The following is a 16,757-nucleotide window of genomic DNA, read 5'->3' as shown; positions in this document are numbered from 1 at the left end:
GTGAGTACTTCAAGTTTCGGTGTGGCTCAAATGCTCCAGCGAGCACTCAACAAACGTTCGTTCAACAACCCGGGCTCCAGCGGCTTGGGCCGGCGGGCCATGGCGCTGACAAACTGGTCCAGCGCTTCATGCAACCGCTGCTCCAGCGCCGGCGCCAACTGCGCCTGGGCACTGCCTTCGCCGTAGGCGATCTGGCTGTCCTCGGCAAAAATTCCTTGCAGCATTTCCTGGGCCTTCAACGCCGACAGCACAGGCTTGAGGGCGTAATCGACCACCAGCATGTGGGCGATGCTGCCGCCGGTGGCCATCGGCAAAACGATCTTGTGGTTCAGCGCACGCTCGGGCAGCAGATCCAGCACGGTCTTCAGGGCGCCGGAGAACGACGCCTTGTACACCGGCGTCGCGATCAGCAGGCCATCGGCGTTTTCAATCTGTTGCAGCAGGTCGAGCACCTTCGGGCTGTCGAAGCGGGCGTGGAGCAGGTCTTCGGCCGGGAAGTCCCGCACCTGATAACTCACCACTTCCACCCCTTGCTGCTGCAACCAGCGCTGCGAGCGTTCCAGCAACACCCCGGAGCGGGAACGTTGACTGGGACTGCCACCGAGTGAGACGACCAGCATTCAGAGAATTCCTTGCGCGTTACAGGCGATTCGCGGGTTGCGATCTCGCTTCGATGTGAGTGACCTTACCAGCTGATTCATATATCCATAAATCATATTTATTCATTTGGTTATTCTTTATGGAGATATGCATTTCCCTTTCCAGCGGGCAAAAAAACAGGCCGTGAAAACGGCCTGAAACCCTGCATCGTGTTCGTACTGATCGCTCCCTAGCAATGATGATCGTTCCCACGTCGAGGCGTCGAACCGTCTGCGTGGGAACGATCTGCAACGAGGTGTGCCCGGTCAGATCACTTGTTCGGCTGTGGGGTCAGGCGCAGGTACGGCTTCACCGCGCGGTAGCCCTTCGGAAAGCGCTGCTTGATTTCGTCTTCGTCCTTGAGCGACGGCACGATCACCACTTCTTCGCCGTCCTGCCAGTTGGCCGGGGTGGCCACCTTGTAGTTGTCGGTGAGCTGCAGCGAATCGATCACCCGCAAAATCTCGTGGAAGTTGCGCCCGGTGCTCGCCGGGTAGGTGATGGTCAGGCGGATCTTCTTGTTCGGATCGATCACGAACAGCGAACGCACGGTCAGGGTGTCGTTGGCGTTCGGGTGGATCAGATCGTACAGATCGGAAACCTTGCGATCGGCATCGGCCAGGATCGGGAAGTTGACGATGGTGTTCTGGGTTTCGTTGATGTCCTCGATCCACTTGTGGTGCGAGTCCACCGGGTCGACCGACAGGGCAATGGCTTTCACGCCGCGCTTGCTGAACTCGTCCTTGAGCTTGGCAGTGAAGCCCAGCTCGGTGGTGCAGACCGGGGTGAAATCCGCCGGGTGGGAAAACAGCACGCCCCAGCTATCGCCCAGCCATTCGTGAAAACGAATCTTGCCGGCGCTGGAATCCTGTTCGAAATCGGGGGCGATGTCGCCAAGTCTGAGGCTCATGGTGCGGCTCCTGATAAGGGGTTGGAGACCTCAACTGTAGCTCGGGATTCATTCTTCTGAAAAAGAATAAATAACTAGATATTTATATCTTTATTGAATATTAAACATCTGTTCACTGGACGCCCCGCAGCATCGCGACGAACATCGCCCTCAAGGTTCGAGAAGGCCTTGAGTTGCTGTAAAGAGGGAAACATCGGGAAAGGCTTACGGGGGTGAGCCGGACCCGAAAACGCAAAAGCCCCGTCCGGCGCGATGCCGGACGGGGCTTTTTTTTACATCAGTGCAGGATCGCGCTATTACAGCAGCGGGATCGAGTAGCTGACGATCAGGCGGTTTTCATCCTGGTCACGCTGACCTGGAATGTCGTTGCGCCAGGTAGCGTTTTTCCACATGAAACCCAGGTTTTTCGCCGGGCCCTCAGGAATCACATAACCGATGGTGAAGTCGCGTTCCCACTCGGAGTTGCCATTGCCGTTCTCACGACGGTTGGAACCCACGGTGTCGATGTCGCTGCCACGCAGGTAGACCATACCGGCAGTCAGGCCTGGCAGGCCGACCTTGGCGAAGTCATACGAGTAGCGGGCTTGCCAGGTTTTCTCGCCGGCACGACCGAACTTCTGGATCTGCATGTCGGTGATGGTGTAGTTCGAGGAGCCGTCGCCCTGGTTCAGCCAAGGGAAGTCGGAGCTGCCGTTGGACACCTGGTAGCCACCACCGAAGGTGTGACCTTCAACGGTGTAAAGGAACAAGCCGCTGTACAGGTTGTTGTCGATCGGGCCTTTGCCGCTGACGTTGCCGACATAGTTACCGTTGCCGAAGTAGGCTGCGGTGTTGTTGTTGGCGCCATCGTCGCTGCTGTGGAAGTAACGGAAGTCAGACTTCAGCACGCCCGGGCCGATTGCCCAGTTGTGAACCAGACCCAGGAAGTGTTGCTTGTAGAAGTCTTCCAGGTTGCCGTAGTAGTACTGGGCAGTCAGGTCCTTGGTGATCTTGTAGTCACCACCGGCGTAGTAGAACTTGTTGCTATTGGCTACGCGAGCGTTCGCACCGCCAATGGACAGGTTCTCGTTGTTGCTGGAGTTACGACCTTTCACCGCTTCGATTTGACCAGCGACCAGAGTCAGGTCCTTGATCTCGCCGGAAGTGATCTGACCGCCCTGCCAGGTTTGAGGCAGCAGACGACCGTCGTTGGTCACGATGACCGGGTTCTTCGGCTGCAGGGTACCCAGCTTCAGTTCGGTCTGGGAGATCTTGGCTTTGGCAGTCAGGCCCAGGCTGGAGAAGTTATCCACCGCTTCGCCGTTGGACTTGCTCGGGAACACAGTGCCGCCGTAAGAGGTAGCAGTGGCGCCGTTGGTGCCGCCGCCCGAATCCAGACGCACGCCCAGCAGGCCGATGGCGTCGATACCGAAGCCTACAGTGCCTTGGGTATAACCGGAGATGAAGCGCAGATCGAAACCTTGACCCCATTCTTCGTTTTTGTTCTGCACGCCGGAAGCGGTTTTGGCAGCGCTGTCACGGTTGTCAGTGTTGATGTAGAAGTTACGCAGACCCAGAGTGGCCTTGCTGTCTTCGATGAAACCGGCTGCGCCTGCCTGCTGCGCAATAACCCCTACGGCCACGGCCAGGGCCAAGGTGGACTTGTTCATGTATCGCTCCTCTCGTTTCTAATTCTTGTGTTCCTGGTCCGGGGTCTGATGCCCCTGGATCCTAAGATGCGCGATTAGCGCCAGACCGTGACTGACAAGTCAATCGTAACCTTGTATGTCTACGACCAAGGTCTAATCGCAGTTATTTGGTCCCTGCAGGGTAAAGACTTCCTGATAAACCCAAAAAGAATTTATTAATTCTTTTTGATACCTTTCAGCTATATGGCCAGCCATTTGCCATCTTCACCGGGATACAGCGTATCGGCGACTAAGCTCATTACTAAATGGTATTTATTAGCCTTTTTTTAGATCGATTAGCTTTGACGCAACCCCGATTCGTCAATCCCTATCAAAAAGGCGACGCCATGATGGCCAAACGCGCACTATCTAGTCAATTTGTTACAGTTTGTGTATCGGCGCTGATTTCTTTTTCAACCCAGGCCGCCAACCTCACCGTGGGTTACCAGACCGGTATCGACCCGAGCAAAGTCCCCCAGGCCGACGGCGTATACGAGAAGACCATCGGCGAGAAGATCGACTGGCGCCGGTTCAACAGTGGCCCGGAAGTTGTGACAGCCATTGCCTCCGGTGATGTGCAGATCGGCAACCTCGGCTCGAGCCCGTTGGCGGCCGCCGCGTCGCGCAATCTGCCGATCGTGGCCTTCATCGTCTCGGCGCAGATCAATGCCGCTGAAGCGCTGGTGGTGCGTAACGGCAGCGGTATCAACAAGCCCGAAGACCTGATCGGCAAGACCATCGCCACACCTTTCGTTTCCACCTCCCACTACAGCCTGCTCGGCGCGCTCAAGCACTGGGGCCTGGACACCTCGAAAGTCAAAGTGGTGAACCTGCAACCCGCTGAAATCGCAGCCGCCTGGAAACGTGGCGACATCGACGGGGCCTTTGTCTGGTCGCCGGCGCTGGGTGAAATCCGCAAGACCGGCAAGACCCTGACCGACGCCGCGCAGGTCGGCCAATGGGGCGCGCCGACCTTCGAGGTCTGGGTAGCGCGCAAGGATTTTGCCGAGAAGCATCCTGAAGTCGTGGCCAAGTTCGCCAAAGTGACCTTGGACTCGTTCGCTGATTACGCGGCCCATAAAGACAGCTGGACGGCCGACTCGGTGCCTGTGCAGAAAATCGCCAAACTGACCGGTGCCAATGCTGCCGACGTTCCGGAATTGCTCGCAGGTTCGGCCTTCCCGGACGCCAAGGCGCAACAGACCACGGCGCTGCTGGACGGCGGCACGGCGAAGGCGATTGGCGAGACGGCGAAGTTTTTGAAGGAACAGGGCAAGGTCGAAAGCGTTTTGCCTGACTACTCGCCGTATGTCAGTGCGAAGTTTGTAGCCGAATAACCGCTATCGCGAGCAAGCTCGCTCCCACACGGGTTCAGTGAACCTTTGTGGGAGCGAGCTTGCTCGCGATGAGGGCGTCATATCACAGAGACTTTTCGAAGATCTTCGAATTGCGCTGATAGTTATAGAGAGAAGCCCGCGCTGCCGGCAGGCGCTCGACGCTGCTCGGTTCGAAACCGCGCTCGCGGAACCAGTGGGCAGTGCGGGTGGTGAGGACGAACAAAGTCTTCAGGCCCTGCGCCCGGGCACGGGTCTCGATGCGTTCGAGCAGTTCGTCGCCGCGACCGCCATGGCGATACTCGGGATTCACCGCCAGACACGCCAGCTCGCCGGCATCCGAATCGGCAATCTGATACAGCGCCGCGCAGGCGATGATCATCCCTTCACGTTCGACCACGCTGAACTGTTCGATCTCGCGCTCCAGCACTTCACGGGAACGGCGCACCAGAATCCCCTGCTCTTCCAGCGGACTGATCAGGTCGAGCAAGCCGCCGACGTCTTCAATCGCCGCCTCGCGCACCAGTTCGAATTGCTCCTGGGCCACCAGCGTGCCGCCACCGTCACGGGTGAACAGTTCGGTCAGCAGCGCGCCGTCCTCGGCATAACTGACGATATGGCTGCGCGCCACGCCGCCACGACAGGCTTCGGCGGCGGCATCCAGCAGTTCCGCCTGATAGTTGCTGCCCAGACGCTGCAAATGCGCCGGCACCTGTTGCGGGCGCAGCTCGCGCACCAGTTTGCCGTTTTCGTCGATCAGACCGAGGTCGGCGCCGAACAGCAGCAGCTTGTCGGCGCCCAGATCGATGGCGGCGCGGGTCGCCACGTCTTCGCAGGCCAGGTTGAAGATCTCACCGGTCGGCGAATAGCCCAGCGGCGACAGCAATACGATGGAGCGCTCGTCGAGCAGGCGGTTGATGCCTTTGCGGTCGACCCGGCGCACTTCGCCGGTGTGGTGATAGTCGACACCTTCCAGCACACCGATCGGCCGGGCCGTCACGAGGTTGCCGCTGGCCACCCGCAGACGCGAGCCCTGCATCGGCGACGAGGCCATGTCCATCGACAGCCGCGCCTCGATGGCGATGCGCAACTGGCCGACCGCATCAATCACGCACTCCAGGGTCGCGGCATCGGTGATGCGCATGCCGTGGTGGTAATGCGGGGTCAGGCCGCGTGCGGCAAGGCGAGTTTCGATCTGTGGACGGGAACCGTGAACCAGCACCAGCCGCACGCCGAGGCTGTGCAGCAATACGATGTCATGGACGATGTTGCCGAAATTCGGATGCTCGACGCCGTCGCCCGGAAGCATGACGACGAAGGTGCAATCGCGGTGAGCATTGATATAAGGAGACGCGTGGCGAAGCCAATTGACGTATTCGGGCATGAACCTGGGCCTGTAATAAATAGCAGCCGGAAAAGGGGCGAAACGGAAAACGCACAGCGGGCTGATGGTTATCGTCGGAACAGGCTTGGCGACACGCGCGCTCTCCTCATGAATACGGGTGGGTGTGTGGGCAATTTATACAGTTTTGAGACAGTAATGTTCGATCAACTGCCGCAATAGATGCACGGTAGGCTGCAAACGTGACATTTCGAGGTACTCGTCCGGCTGGTGCGCGCAGGCAATGTCGCCAGGGCCGAGCACGATGGTTTCGCAGCCAAGGCGCTGAAGATAAGGCGCTTCGGTGCCGAACGCTACCGCTTCGGCCGTGTGGCCGGTGAGTTTTTCGGCAATTCGCACCAGTTCCGCGTCTTCGGCCTGCTCGAACGGCGGCACTTCGGGAAACAGCGGCGCGTAATCGATCTTCACTTTATGCCGTTCGGCGACCGGGTTGAGCTTGCGCAGAATCTCGCTGCGCAAGACTTTCGGGTCCATCCCCGGCAACGGCCGCAGGTCGAACTCCAGTGAACACTGGCCGCAGATACGGTTGGGGTTGTCGCCACCGTGGATACAGCCGAAGTTCATGGTCGGCTGCGGCACGCTGAACTGCGGGTTGTTGAATTCGCGCTGCCACAACAGGCGCAGGCCGCGCAGCTCGCCGATGGCATCGTGCATCGCTTCGAGGGCGCTGTGTCCCAGACGCGGATCCGACGAATGGCCGCTCTGCCCGAGGATATCAATGCGCTCCATCATGATGCCCTTGTGCATGCGGATCGGCTTGAGCCCGGTCGGCTCGCCGATCACCGCCGCCCGGCCCAGCGGCCGCCCCGCTTCGGCCAGCGCCCGGGCACCGGACATCGAACTTTCTTCATCGCAGGTGGCGAGGATCAGCAGCGGCTGCTTGAACGATTGATCGAGCAGCGGTTGCACGGCTTCGATGATCAGGGCGAAGAAGCCCTTCATGTCACAACTGCCGAGACCGACCCAGCGACCATCGACTTCGGTGAGTTTCAGCGGGTCGGTTTTCCACAGCGCATCGTCGTACGGCACCGTGTCGCTGTGCCCGGCCAGCACCAGCCCGCCGGGGCCGCTGCCGAAACTGGCGAGCAGATTGAATTTTCCGGGGCTGACCTGCTGGATGTCGCAACTGAAGCCCAGATCTCCCAGCCATCCGGCGAGCAGATCGATCACCGCCCGGTTGGACTGGTCGAGGCCCGGCTGGGTGCAACTGACCGACGGCGCGGCGATCAGTGCAGCGAACTGGTCTTGCATGGACGGCAAAGGCATCGCTGACTCCAACTCCCGGATTGAGGTTCATCATAGAACCATCCGGCGCCGAGAATAAACCGCCGCAAAGCGTAGGAAGGTTCAGTCCTGTACACTGCACGGCCTTGGCAGCCACACATTCCCCCGGCTGCGCTCCCGATCCTGGATTTTCCGGCCATGCAGAAAGAAACCGAAATCAAACTCCGCGTCAGCCGCGAAACCCTCGCCGCCCTGCGCGAGCACCCTCTCCTGAAAAAACGCAACAAAAGTGGCTGGGAACGCCGTGAGTTGATGAATCAGTACTTCGACACGCCTGAGCGTGACCTGGCCCGGGCCAAGGTTGCCCTGCGCCTGCGCAAGGACGGCGAAGAGGTGATTCAAACCCTCAAGACCCGTGGCCAGAGCGTCGCCGGCCTGTCCGAGCGTAACGAGTACGACTGGAACCTGCCCAAAGCCAAGCTCGACGTGAAGAAACTCGACGGCGAATGCTGGCCCGAGTCCCTCGCCGAGCTGGACAAGAAAACCCTGAAGCCGATCTTCACCACCGATTTTGTCCGCGAACGCGCCGAAATCGCCTGGGGCCGTGGCAAGACCAAAGTGGTCATCGAAGCCGCGCTGGATCTGGGCCACGTGGTAGTCGGCAAACAGAAAGAAGAAATCTGCGAGCTGGAACTGGAACTGCGCGAAGGCGAGCCTGCCGCGCTGCTGGAACTGGCTGCCGAACTGGCCGAAACCCTGGCCCTGATGCCGTGCGACATCAGCAAGGCCGAGCGCGGCTATCGCCTGTATGACGCCAACAGCTACTCGCTGAGCCTGCCGGCGCCGGCCATTACCGCCGAAACTCCGCTGGACGACGCCTTCGCCGCCCTGGCCTGGCACTTGCTCGGCAGTAGTCAGCGTCTGGCCGAACAGTATCGTTTCAACGGCCACTGGCGCCTGCTGCAGGACTGGGTCGAGAACCTCGCGGAAATGCGCGCCCTGCTCAGCAGCCTCGGCCAGGCCGCGCCGCGTGCGTCGACCCACGACCTGCGCGTTGCCCTTGATGCCCTGCTGGAAGACTGGCGTCCGCTGGTACAGGTCGGCATCGAAGACGAAGACGTGCGCAAAGCCGCGCCGGAGCAGTTCCTCGAAGAGCTGGAAGATCCGCGCTGGGGCCTGTTCTCGCTGAACGCTTCGCGCTGGTTGCTGGCCCGCACCTGGGCTGCCGACCGCAACACCCGTGGCAATCGCCAGGGTGCTGCGCAGTTGCAAAGCTGGCTGCCGCGCCTGCTGGGCGAAGAAGCCACTTCGCTTCAATTGCAGCGTTACCAGCAGCAGCCGGAAGATCTGGCCGAGCAACTGCCGCGCATCGAGCGCATCCAGGTCTGGTTGCACCACGCGCGCAACGTGCTGGAAATCCCGGAAATGGATCGTCTGTACGGCGAGCTGAACAAACTGGCGCAACTGGCCAACGAGCCGACCATCACCGACGAACTGCTCGATGCACGCAAGCATCAGGCGATTGCGGTGTACCAGAATCGCGCCTGGAAAATGCTGCTGCGCATGTAATTCCGGCGAAAGATCGTTCCCACGCTCTGCGTGGGAATGCAGCCCGGGACGCTCCGCGTCCCAAAGCGGACGCAGAGCGTCCATTGAGGCATTCCCACGCGGAGCGTGGGAACGATCATCCCCCGCGTGATCAGCGCAGTACCGGCAAACTGGTCGTGGACTTGATCTCCGACAACGCCACAATCGAGTTCACTTCCTGAATCCCCGGCACCAGCGACAGCTTCTCGAAGAAGAACCGCTCATACGCCTCGATGTCCGCCGCGACGATCCGCAGCAGGAAATCCACCGCCCCCATCAGCACGTAACACTCCAGCACTTCGGGAAAGCCGCGAATCGCCTCGGTGAACTCAGTGAAGTTCGAACGGCCGTGGGCGTTGAGTTTGATCTCGGCGAAGATCTGCGTGTTCAGACCGATCTTCTTGCGATCGAGCAAGGTCACCTGACCCCGAATGATCCCCTCCTCCTTCATCCGCTGAATCCGCCGCCAGCACGGCGATTGCGACAGGCCCACCTGCTCGGCGATCTGTGCGCTGGACAAGGAAGCGTCCTCTTGCAGCAGGGCGAGAATGCGCCGGTCGTAGCTGTCCAGATCGCTATGCATAAATAATCCTCAAAATCACCCAGTAGCGAATTGATAAACCTGTTCAATCGCCTGTTCAGCTCATCTTAGACAAGAAATGCCCGGCATCGAATGTAAAAATTCCCGCACTGATTCCGGAGACCTGTCATGCCACACCTCGAAGCCGTCAACACCCCTGCGCCCCGTGCCGATGTGTGGAACGCCAGCAACGCCCATTGCCTTGCGCAGTACCAGATCCTGGCCGAGGTCGAGCCGGATTTGCTGGTGCGGGTGCTGAACCTGTTCGCCTTGCAGTGCCTCACGCCGGAGCAGGTCAATGTCCAGCGGCTGGACGATCTGCTGTCGATCGACATCATCATGGGTGGCCTGAGCTGGCACCGCGCCCAGGTGATCGCGGAAAAACTTCGTAACCTGATCAGCGTCTGCTCGGTGAACCTGCAAAACCCCGACGCGGCGTGGGATGCACCGGCGCAGGCGGCCGGCTGACAAGAACCGAAACGTCTTCGTCGGGTAGTGGCCCAACGGTCGGCGGGGCCACGACTATCCTTTGCGCACTGTCGTTCAAAAGGAGCCCGCATGTCCGTTCAACTCGCCACTCAGGATCGCTGGCTGGATCTCAATGAGGTACTGCGTGAACTGGTCGCCCAAGGCTTCATCTGCCAGGACTCGGCGGAGCAAGCGCTCAACGCCCGGCGTCGGCATGCCGCCCACGGCCAGAAACACCCGCTGGAATTCATCGCCAGCCAGCAACTGGACGATCTCAGCCGTCCGGGCAAACACCTCGACCTGGAAAGCCTGACCCTGTGGCTGGCGCAGCAGGCCGGCCAGCCGTACCTGCGGATCGACCCGCTGAAGATCAACGTCGCCGCCATCACGCCGCTGATGTCCTATGCCTTCGCCCAGCGCCACAAGATTCTCGCGGTATCGGTCGATCGCGACGCGGTCACCGTGGCCAGCGCCCAGCCCTACGTCAGCGGCTGGGAGGCCGATCTGACTCACGTCCTGAAACTGCCGATCAAACGGGTGGTGGCCAACCCGGCGGACATTCAGCGTTTCAGCGTCGAATTCTTTCGCCTCGCCAAATCGGTCAGCGGCGCCAGCAATGCCGATGCGCAGGGCGGCAACCTCGGCAACTTCGAACAGTTGCTCAACCTCGGCGCCAGCGATCAGGAGCCCGACGCCAACGACGCGCACATCGTCAACATCGTCGACTGGCTGTTCCAGTACGCCTTCCAGCAACGGGCCAGCGATATCCACATCGAACCCCGGCGCGAGCAAGGCACGGTGCGTTTTCGCATCGACGGCGTGCTGCACAACGTCTATCAATTCCCGCCGCAGGTGACGATGGCCATCGTCAGCCGCCTGAAAAGCCTTGGCCGGATGAACGTCGCCGAGAAACGCAAACCCCAGGACGGCCGGGTCAAGACCAAGACTCCGGACGGCGGTGAAGTCGAGCTGCGGCTGTCGACCCTGCCCACCGCGTTCGGCGAAAAAATGGTCATGCGGATCTTCGACCCGGAAGTGCTGCTCAAGGATTTCGATCAGCTCGGCTTTTCTGCCGACGACCTGCGGCGCTGGCAGGACATGACCCGCCAGCCCAACGGCATCATCCTGGTCACCGGCCCGACCGGTTCCGGCAAGACCACCACGCTGTACACCACGCTGAAAAAACTGGCGACTCCGGAGGTCAACCTCTGCACCATCGAAGACCCGATCGAGATGGTCGAGCCGGCCTTCAACCAGATGCAGGTCCAGCACAACATTGACCTGACGTTCGCCGCCGGCGTGCGTGCGCTGATGCGGCAGGACCCGGACATCATCATGATCGGCGAGATCCGCGATCTGGAAACGGCCGAAATGGCGATCCAGGCGGCGTTGACCGGACACCTGGTGCTCTCGACCCTGCACACCAACGATGCGCCGAGCGCCATCAGCCGACTGCTGGAACTCGGCGTGCCGCATTACCTGATCAAGGCCACCGTGCTCGGCGTCATGGCGCAACGACTGGTGCGAACCCTTTGCCCGCACTGCAAGGCGCCGCTGACTCTGGACGAAGAAGACTGGCAAACCCTGACCCGGCCGTGGCAGGCACCGCTGCCGGGCAATGCGCAACGGGCCATCGGTTGTCTGGAGTGCCGCGACACCGGTTATCACGGGCGGGCCGGGGTCTACGAAATCATGCAACTGAGCGACAGCCTCAAGGCCTTGATCAGCCCCGACACCGATCTCACCGCGATCCGCCGGCAGGCGTTCAAGGAAGGCATGCGCAGCCTGCGATTGTCCGGTGCGCAGAAAGTCGCGGCCGGGCTGACAACCCTTGAAGAAGTATTGCGGGTGACACCACAGAGCGAGCAGAAATAAGTGCTCACGGAACCGGATCGGGGAAACGACGATCCAACCGGTTATTCAACACCAGTGGAGTCACCCAACATGCGTCTCAAACTTGCTGTCGCTACCCTCGCCTTGCTGTCCCTCCCTGTTGGTTCAGCGATGGCCGACAGCTTTTGGCGTAACGTCATTTCGTCCGGTGCCACCACCGGCTCGACCTACCTGACTTTCAAGGATCACAAACTGATCGTTGCCGCCCAGGACGACGCCGGCAGCTTCGTCGCCAGCGACGGCGGTATCCGTGGCCCGTACCTGGAAGCCGCGATGCAGAAAGTCCGCGCCGACAACCCGGGCCTGCAGGCCACCGACATGGAACTGGCGAACGCGATTCTGGCGAAGAACGCCGTGGCGTCGGAATAACCTTCCGGACAAACAAAAATGCCGCTCACACGAGCGGCATTTTTTTGCCCGCTGATCAGCGGTAATCGTCAACCGGCACACAGGCACAGAACAGGTTGCGGTCGCCATAGACGTTATCGACCCGGTTCACCGCCGGCCAATATTTGTGCGCCTTGGTGTGCGCATCCGGCGTGATGCCCTGCTCGATGCTGTACGGCCGTTCCCACACGCCGGTTATATCGGCCAGGGTATGCGGTGCCCGTTTGAGCGGGTTGTCCTCGGCCGGCCAGTTGCCGTTCTGCACCTCGGTGATTTCTGCGCGAATGCTCAGCATCGCGCCGATGAAGCGATCCAGTTCGGCCTTGGACTCGCTCTCGGTCGGCTCGACCATCAAGGTGCCCGGCACCGGGAACGACATGGTCGGCGCGTGGAAGCCGTAATCCATCAGGCGCTTGGCGACGTCCTCTTCGCTGATGCCGGTCTGCGCTTTCAGCGGGCGCAGATCCAGAATGCATTCGTGGGCGACCCGCTCGTTGCGACCGGTGTACAGAACAGGGAACGCACCGGACAGGTGCTGCGCCAGGTAATTCGCCGCGAGGATCGCCACTTCGCTGGCATCCGTCAGTTGCGGCCCCATCATCGCGATGTACATCCAGCTGATCGGCAGAATGCTCGCACTGCCCCATGGCGCGGCGCTGACCGCTCCGTTCTGCGGTTGCGGCCCGTCGATCGGGATCACCGGATGGTTGGCAACGAATGGCGCCAGGTGCGCACGCACGCCAATCGGCCCCATGCCCGGCCCGCCTCCGCCGTGGGGAATGCAGAAGGTCTTGTGCAGGTTCATGTGTGACACGTCGGCGCCGATGTCCGCCGGCCGCGCCAGCCCGACCTGAGCGTTGAGGTTGGCGCCGTCCATGTAAACCTGGCCGCCGTGCTGGTGGATAACTTCGCAGATTTCGCTGATGCCTTCCTCGTACACGCCGTGGGTCGACGGGTAGGTCGCCATCAGGCACGACAGCCTGGCCCCGGCCTCGGACGCCTTGGCTTTCAAGTCCTCCAGATCGACATTGCCAGCGTCGTCACACTCGACAATCACCACGCGCATCCCGGCCATCTGTGCCGAGGCCGGGTTGGTGCCGTGGGCCGAAGAAGGGATCAGGCAGATATCCCGCCCGCCCTGCTGGCGGCTCTCGTGGTATTTGCGGATCGCCAGCAGCCCGGCGTACTCGCCCTGGGCGCCGGAGTTGGGCTGCATGCAGATCGCATCGAACCCGGTGATTGCGCACAGCCAGCGCTCCAGCTCTTCGATCATCAGCGTGTAACCGACCGCCTGCTCCCGGGGCACGAACGGGTGCAGGTTGGCGAATTGCGGCCAGGTGATCGGGATCATCTCGCTGGTGGCGTTGAGTTTCATGGTGCAGGAGCCCAGCGGGATCATCGACTGGTTGAGCGCCAGATCCTTGTTCTCCAGTTGCTTGAGGTAGCGCAGCATCTCGGTTTCGCTGTGGTGGGCGTTGAACACCGGGTGACGCAGGTACGGCGTGCTGCGCTGCAGCGTGTCGGGAATGCCGGAGGCCAGCGTTTCGGCGTCGAGATCATCGATGTTCAACCCGTGATCGGCGCCCAGCAGCACATCGAACAGTCTGGCCACGGTGTTTTCATCACAGGCCTCGTCGAGGCTCAGACCCAGTTGGCCACGACCGAGGATGCGCAGGTTGATCTGCGCGGCCTGGGCGCTTTCGATGATCGCGGTTTGCGCCCCGCCCACGTCCAGTGTGAGGGTGTCGAAGAAGTGTTGGTTGAGGCGCTGGATGCCATGGCGTTCGAGCCCGGCGGCGAGAATGCAGGTCAGCCGGTGCACCCGCTGGGCGATTCGTTTCAGTCCTTCCGGGCCGTGATAGACCGCGTAGAAACTGGCGATATTGGCCAGCAACACCTGGGCGGTGCAGATGTTCGAATTGGCCTTCTCCCGGCGAATATGCTGCTCGCGGGTTTGCAGGGCCATGCGCAGCGCGACGTTGCCACGGGCATCTTTCGACACGCCGATGATCCGTCCCGGTATCGCCCGTTTGTATTCCTCGCGGCTGGCGAAAAACGCCGCGTGCGGGCCGCCGTACCCCATCGGCACGCCGAAGCGCTGGGATGAACCGAACACCACGTCGGCACCCAGTTCGCCCGGCGGGGTCAGCAGCAACAGACTGAGCAGATCGGCCGCCACGCAGGCCAGCGCCTGCTGCGCGTGCAGGTGATCGATCAGCGGCCGCAGGTCGCGGACTTCGCCGTGGGTGTCGGGGTATTGCAGCAGTGCGCCGAACACCTGGTGCTGCTTCAAGTTATCCACAGCGTCGACGATCAGCTCGAAGCCGAAGCCTTCGGCGCGGGTCTGCACCACGGAAATGGTCTGGGGATGACAGTTTTCGTCGACGAAGAACAGATTGCTTTTCGACTTTGCCACACGTTTGGCCAAGGCCATGGCTTCTGCCGCGGCGGTGGCTTCATCGAGCAGCGAAGCGTTGGCCAGTTCAAGGCCGGTGAGGTCAATGGTCAGTTGCTGAAAGTTGAGCAACGCTTCGAGCCGGCCTTGGGCGATTTCCGGTTGGTAAGGCGTGTAGGCGGTGTACCAGCCGGGATTTTCCAGCACGTTGCGCAGGATGACGGTCGGGGTCAGGGTGCCGTGGTAGCCCATGCCGATCAGGCTGGTCCATACCTGGTTCTGTTCGGCATAACCGCGCAGTCTGGCCAGCGCTGCCTGCTCGTCCAGCGCCGGTGGCAGGTCCAGCTCGCGGTTGAGGCGAATGCCCGGCGGCACGGTCTGTTCGATCAGCTCGACCCGGCTGCCGAGGCCGAGGCTGTCCAGCATCGCCTGTTGCTCGGCAGCATCGGGGCCGAGGTGGCGGCGCAGAAAGGCATGGGGATCGCGTAACTGGCTCAGGGATAGCAACTGGGACATGACGGGCTCTCTCTTGGCTGGCGGCTCGGCGTCAATGCAACACGGTCAAACCAGCATAGCAGCCACCCCGACGGCCAAAGTCCCGAGCAGAAAAAAGCCCCGACGGGTCGGGGCTTTGCGGTGTTGCGTGAAGCTTATTCGCCGATGGCAGCCTTGTAGGCGGCAGCGTCGAGCAGCTTGTCCAGCTCGGCCTTGTCGCTTGGCTTGAGCTTGAAGATCCACGCGGCGTACGGATCGTTGTTCAGTTCTTCCGGCGAACCGGCCAGGTCTTCGTTGACGGCAATCACTTCGCCACCGACCGGGGAGTAGATGTCGGAAGCGGCCTTCACCGACTCGACGACACCGGCGGTATCACCGGCGGCGAACACCTTGCCCACTTCTGCCAGCTCGACAAACACCACATCACCCAACGCTTCCTGGGCATGATCGCTGATGCCCACGGTGACGGTGCCGTCGGCTTCCAGACGCGCCCATTCATGACTTTCGGCAAAACGCAGTTCAGCTGGGATGTTGCTCATGCTCGGTGTCCTCAAGAAATTGTCAGCGGTCGTGCCCGCCGGAAAAGGTTTAGATCAAGGTTTTGCCGTGACGGACAAAGGTCGGTTTGACCACGCGTACCGGATACCACTTGCCACGGATTTCCACTTCGGCGCGGTCGGCAGTCGCCATCGGTACACGCGCCAGGGCAATCGACTTGCTAAGCGTAGGAGAGAAACTACCACTGGTGATCTCCCCTTCGCCAACATCAGCGATACGAACCACCTGATGGGCCCGCAAAACCCCGCGCTCTTCAAGCACCAGGCCGACCAGTTTGTGCTGCACACCGGCGGTTTTTTCCGCTTCCAGCGCATCGCGACCGATGAACCGACGCGTGGCCGGCTCCCAGGCGATGCTCCAGGCCATGTTCGAGGCCAGGGGCGAAACGTCCTGGTGGATGTCCTGACCGTAGAGGTTCATGCCGGCCTCGACCCGCAGCGTGTCGCGGGCACCGAGGCCGATGGGGGAAATGCCGGCGCCCACCAGATCGTTGAAGAACCCGGGGGCCTGATCGGCCGGCAGGGCGATTTCCAGACCGTCCTCACCGGTGTAGCCGGTGCGCGCAATGAACCAGTCGCCGTCGACGTGGCCCTCGAAAGGCTTGAGCATCTGGATCAGGTTGGCGCGGGACTGGGTCACCAGCTCGGCAATCCTGTGCCGGGCATGGGGACCTTGAATGGCGAGCATCGCCAGCTCGGAGCGTTCGGTCATCTGAACATCGAAGCTGCCCAACTGTGCCTGCATCCAGGCCAGGTCCTGATCGCGGGTGGAGGCGTTGACCACCAGACGATAACCGTCCTCGAGGCGGTAGACGATCATGTCGTCGACGATACCGCCGCGCTCGTTGAGCATGGTGCTGTACAACGCACGGCCGGGGCTGTGCAGGCGTTCGACGTCATTGGCCAGCAAATGCTGGAGCCAGGCCTTGGCCTGGGGGCCGGTGACATCGATCACGGTCATGTGGGAAACATCGAACACCCCGCAATCGCGACGCACCTGATGGTGTTCCTCGACCTGCGAGCCGTAATGCAGAGGCATGTCCCAACCGCCAAAATCGACCATCTTCGCGCCAAGGGCGAGATGCAGGTCATACAGAGGCGTACGCTGTCCCATGGGTTTCTCCTTCCGGGCGTGGCGAAGGTGCGGGGCGCTGCTGCACGGATCGGAAAACCCTGTCAAAAAGGGCTTTCAGCCGATTTCAGCGACAGGGTCTGTCAG

The 16,757-nt window shown here is 61.2% G+C and carries 14 protein-coding genes; 5 read left to right on the top strand and 9 right to left on the bottom strand.

The window, feature by feature from the left end; translation table 11 throughout:
- Positions 1-26 precede the first annotated feature (26 nt).
- From ssuE to AWU82_RS12105, 3 genes are all read right to left on the bottom strand, one after another.
- Positions 27-620, bottom strand: coding sequence for an NADPH-dependent FMN reductase (gene ssuE / locus AWU82_RS12115; protein WP_011336454.1), 594 nt, complete (start codon positions 618-620; stop codon positions 27-29).
- A 290-nt stretch (positions 621-910) separates the two neighbouring features.
- Positions 911-1,549, bottom strand: a complete 639-nt coding sequence (locus AWU82_RS12110) for a peroxiredoxin (protein ID WP_016772650.1) — start codon at positions 1,547-1,549, stop codon at positions 911-913.
- A gap of 296 nt (positions 1,550-1,845) precedes the next feature.
- Positions 1,846-3,198 carry an OprD family porin gene (locus AWU82_RS12105; protein WP_064379984.1) on the bottom strand — a complete coding sequence of 451 codons (1,353 nt, stop codon included), beginning with the start codon at positions 3,196-3,198 and terminating at the stop codon, positions 1,846-1,848.
- Positions 3,199-3,563: 365 nt separating this feature from the next.
- Between AWU82_RS12105 and tauA the strand changes: the two genes are divergently transcribed.
- Positions 3,564-4,553 carry a taurine ABC transporter substrate-binding protein gene (gene tauA, locus AWU82_RS12100; RefSeq protein ID WP_064379983.1) on the top strand — a complete coding sequence of 330 codons (990 nt, stop codon included), beginning with the start codon at positions 3,564-3,566 and terminating at the stop codon, positions 4,551-4,553.
- A gap of 82 nt (positions 4,554-4,635) precedes the next feature.
- Here tauA and argA read toward each other — a convergent pair whose 3' ends face one another.
- On the bottom strand, positions 4,636-5,934 hold the full coding sequence (argA, locus tag AWU82_RS12095; protein WP_007951778.1) for an amino-acid N-acetyltransferase: 1,299 nt from the start codon (positions 5,932-5,934) through the stop codon (positions 4,636-4,638).
- 135 nt (positions 5,935-6,069) lie between these two features.
- Positions 6,070-7,218, bottom strand: a complete 1,149-nt coding sequence (gene argE, locus AWU82_RS12090; RefSeq protein ID WP_064379981.1) for an acetylornithine deacetylase — start codon at positions 7,216-7,218, stop codon at positions 6,070-6,072.
- Between the two features lie 156 nt (positions 7,219-7,374).
- Between argE and AWU82_RS12085 the strand changes: the two genes are divergently transcribed.
- Positions 7,375-8,745, top strand: a complete 1,371-nt coding sequence (locus AWU82_RS12085) for a CYTH domain-containing protein (protein WP_064379979.1) — start codon at positions 7,375-7,377, stop codon at positions 8,743-8,745.
- A gap of 130 nt (positions 8,746-8,875) precedes the next feature.
- Here the strand turns inward: AWU82_RS12085 and AWU82_RS12080 are convergent, their stop codons facing one another.
- Positions 8,876-9,346, bottom strand: coding sequence for an Lrp/AsnC family transcriptional regulator (locus AWU82_RS12080; protein WP_064379977.1), 471 nt, complete (start codon positions 9,344-9,346; stop codon positions 8,876-8,878).
- A 126-nt stretch (positions 9,347-9,472) separates the two neighbouring features.
- Between AWU82_RS12080 and AWU82_RS12075 the strand changes: the two genes are divergently transcribed.
- From AWU82_RS12075 to AWU82_RS12065, 3 genes are all read left to right on the top strand, one after another.
- The gene (locus AWU82_RS12075; protein WP_064379975.1) at positions 9,473-9,811 is read left to right on the top strand and encodes an ACT-like domain-containing protein; all 339 of its coding nucleotides are present in this window, start codon (positions 9,473-9,475) and stop codon (positions 9,809-9,811) included.
- Between the two features lie 90 nt (positions 9,812-9,901).
- Entirely contained in the window at positions 9,902-11,686 is a 1,785-nt protein-coding gene (gene tfpB, locus AWU82_RS12070; RefSeq protein ID WP_064379973.1) for a type IV pilus assembly ATPase TfpB, read from the top strand.
- A 69-nt stretch (positions 11,687-11,755) separates the two neighbouring features.
- Positions 11,756-12,073 carry a DUF2388 domain-containing protein gene (locus tag AWU82_RS12065; RefSeq protein ID WP_007951791.1) on the top strand — a complete coding sequence of 106 codons (318 nt, stop codon included), beginning with the start codon at positions 11,756-11,758 and terminating at the stop codon, positions 12,071-12,073.
- Positions 12,074-12,128: 55 nt separating this feature from the next.
- Here the strand turns inward: AWU82_RS12065 and gcvP are convergent, their stop codons facing one another.
- The 3 genes from gcvP to gcvT form a co-directional block, all read right to left on the bottom strand.
- Positions 12,129-15,002, bottom strand: a complete 2,874-nt coding sequence (gcvP, locus tag AWU82_RS12060) for an aminomethyl-transferring glycine dehydrogenase (protein WP_064379971.1) — start codon at positions 15,000-15,002, stop codon at positions 12,129-12,131.
- Positions 15,003-15,136: 134 nt separating this feature from the next.
- Positions 15,137-15,520, bottom strand: coding sequence for a glycine cleavage system protein GcvH (gene gcvH / locus AWU82_RS12055; RefSeq protein WP_011336464.1), 384 nt, complete (start codon positions 15,518-15,520; stop codon positions 15,137-15,139).
- Between the two features lie 49 nt (positions 15,521-15,569).
- On the bottom strand, positions 15,570-16,652 hold the full coding sequence (gene gcvT / locus AWU82_RS12050; protein ID WP_064379969.1) for a glycine cleavage system aminomethyltransferase GcvT: 1,083 nt from the start codon (positions 16,650-16,652) through the stop codon (positions 15,570-15,572).
- Positions 16,653-16,757 lie beyond the last annotated feature (105 nt).

The organism is Pseudomonas glycinae, from assembly GCF_001594225.2.
Taxonomy (GTDB): Bacteria; Pseudomonadota; Gammaproteobacteria; order Pseudomonadales; family Pseudomonadaceae; genus Aquipseudomonas; species Aquipseudomonas glycinae.
This window is presented reverse-complemented; position numbering and strand designations above follow the sequence as displayed.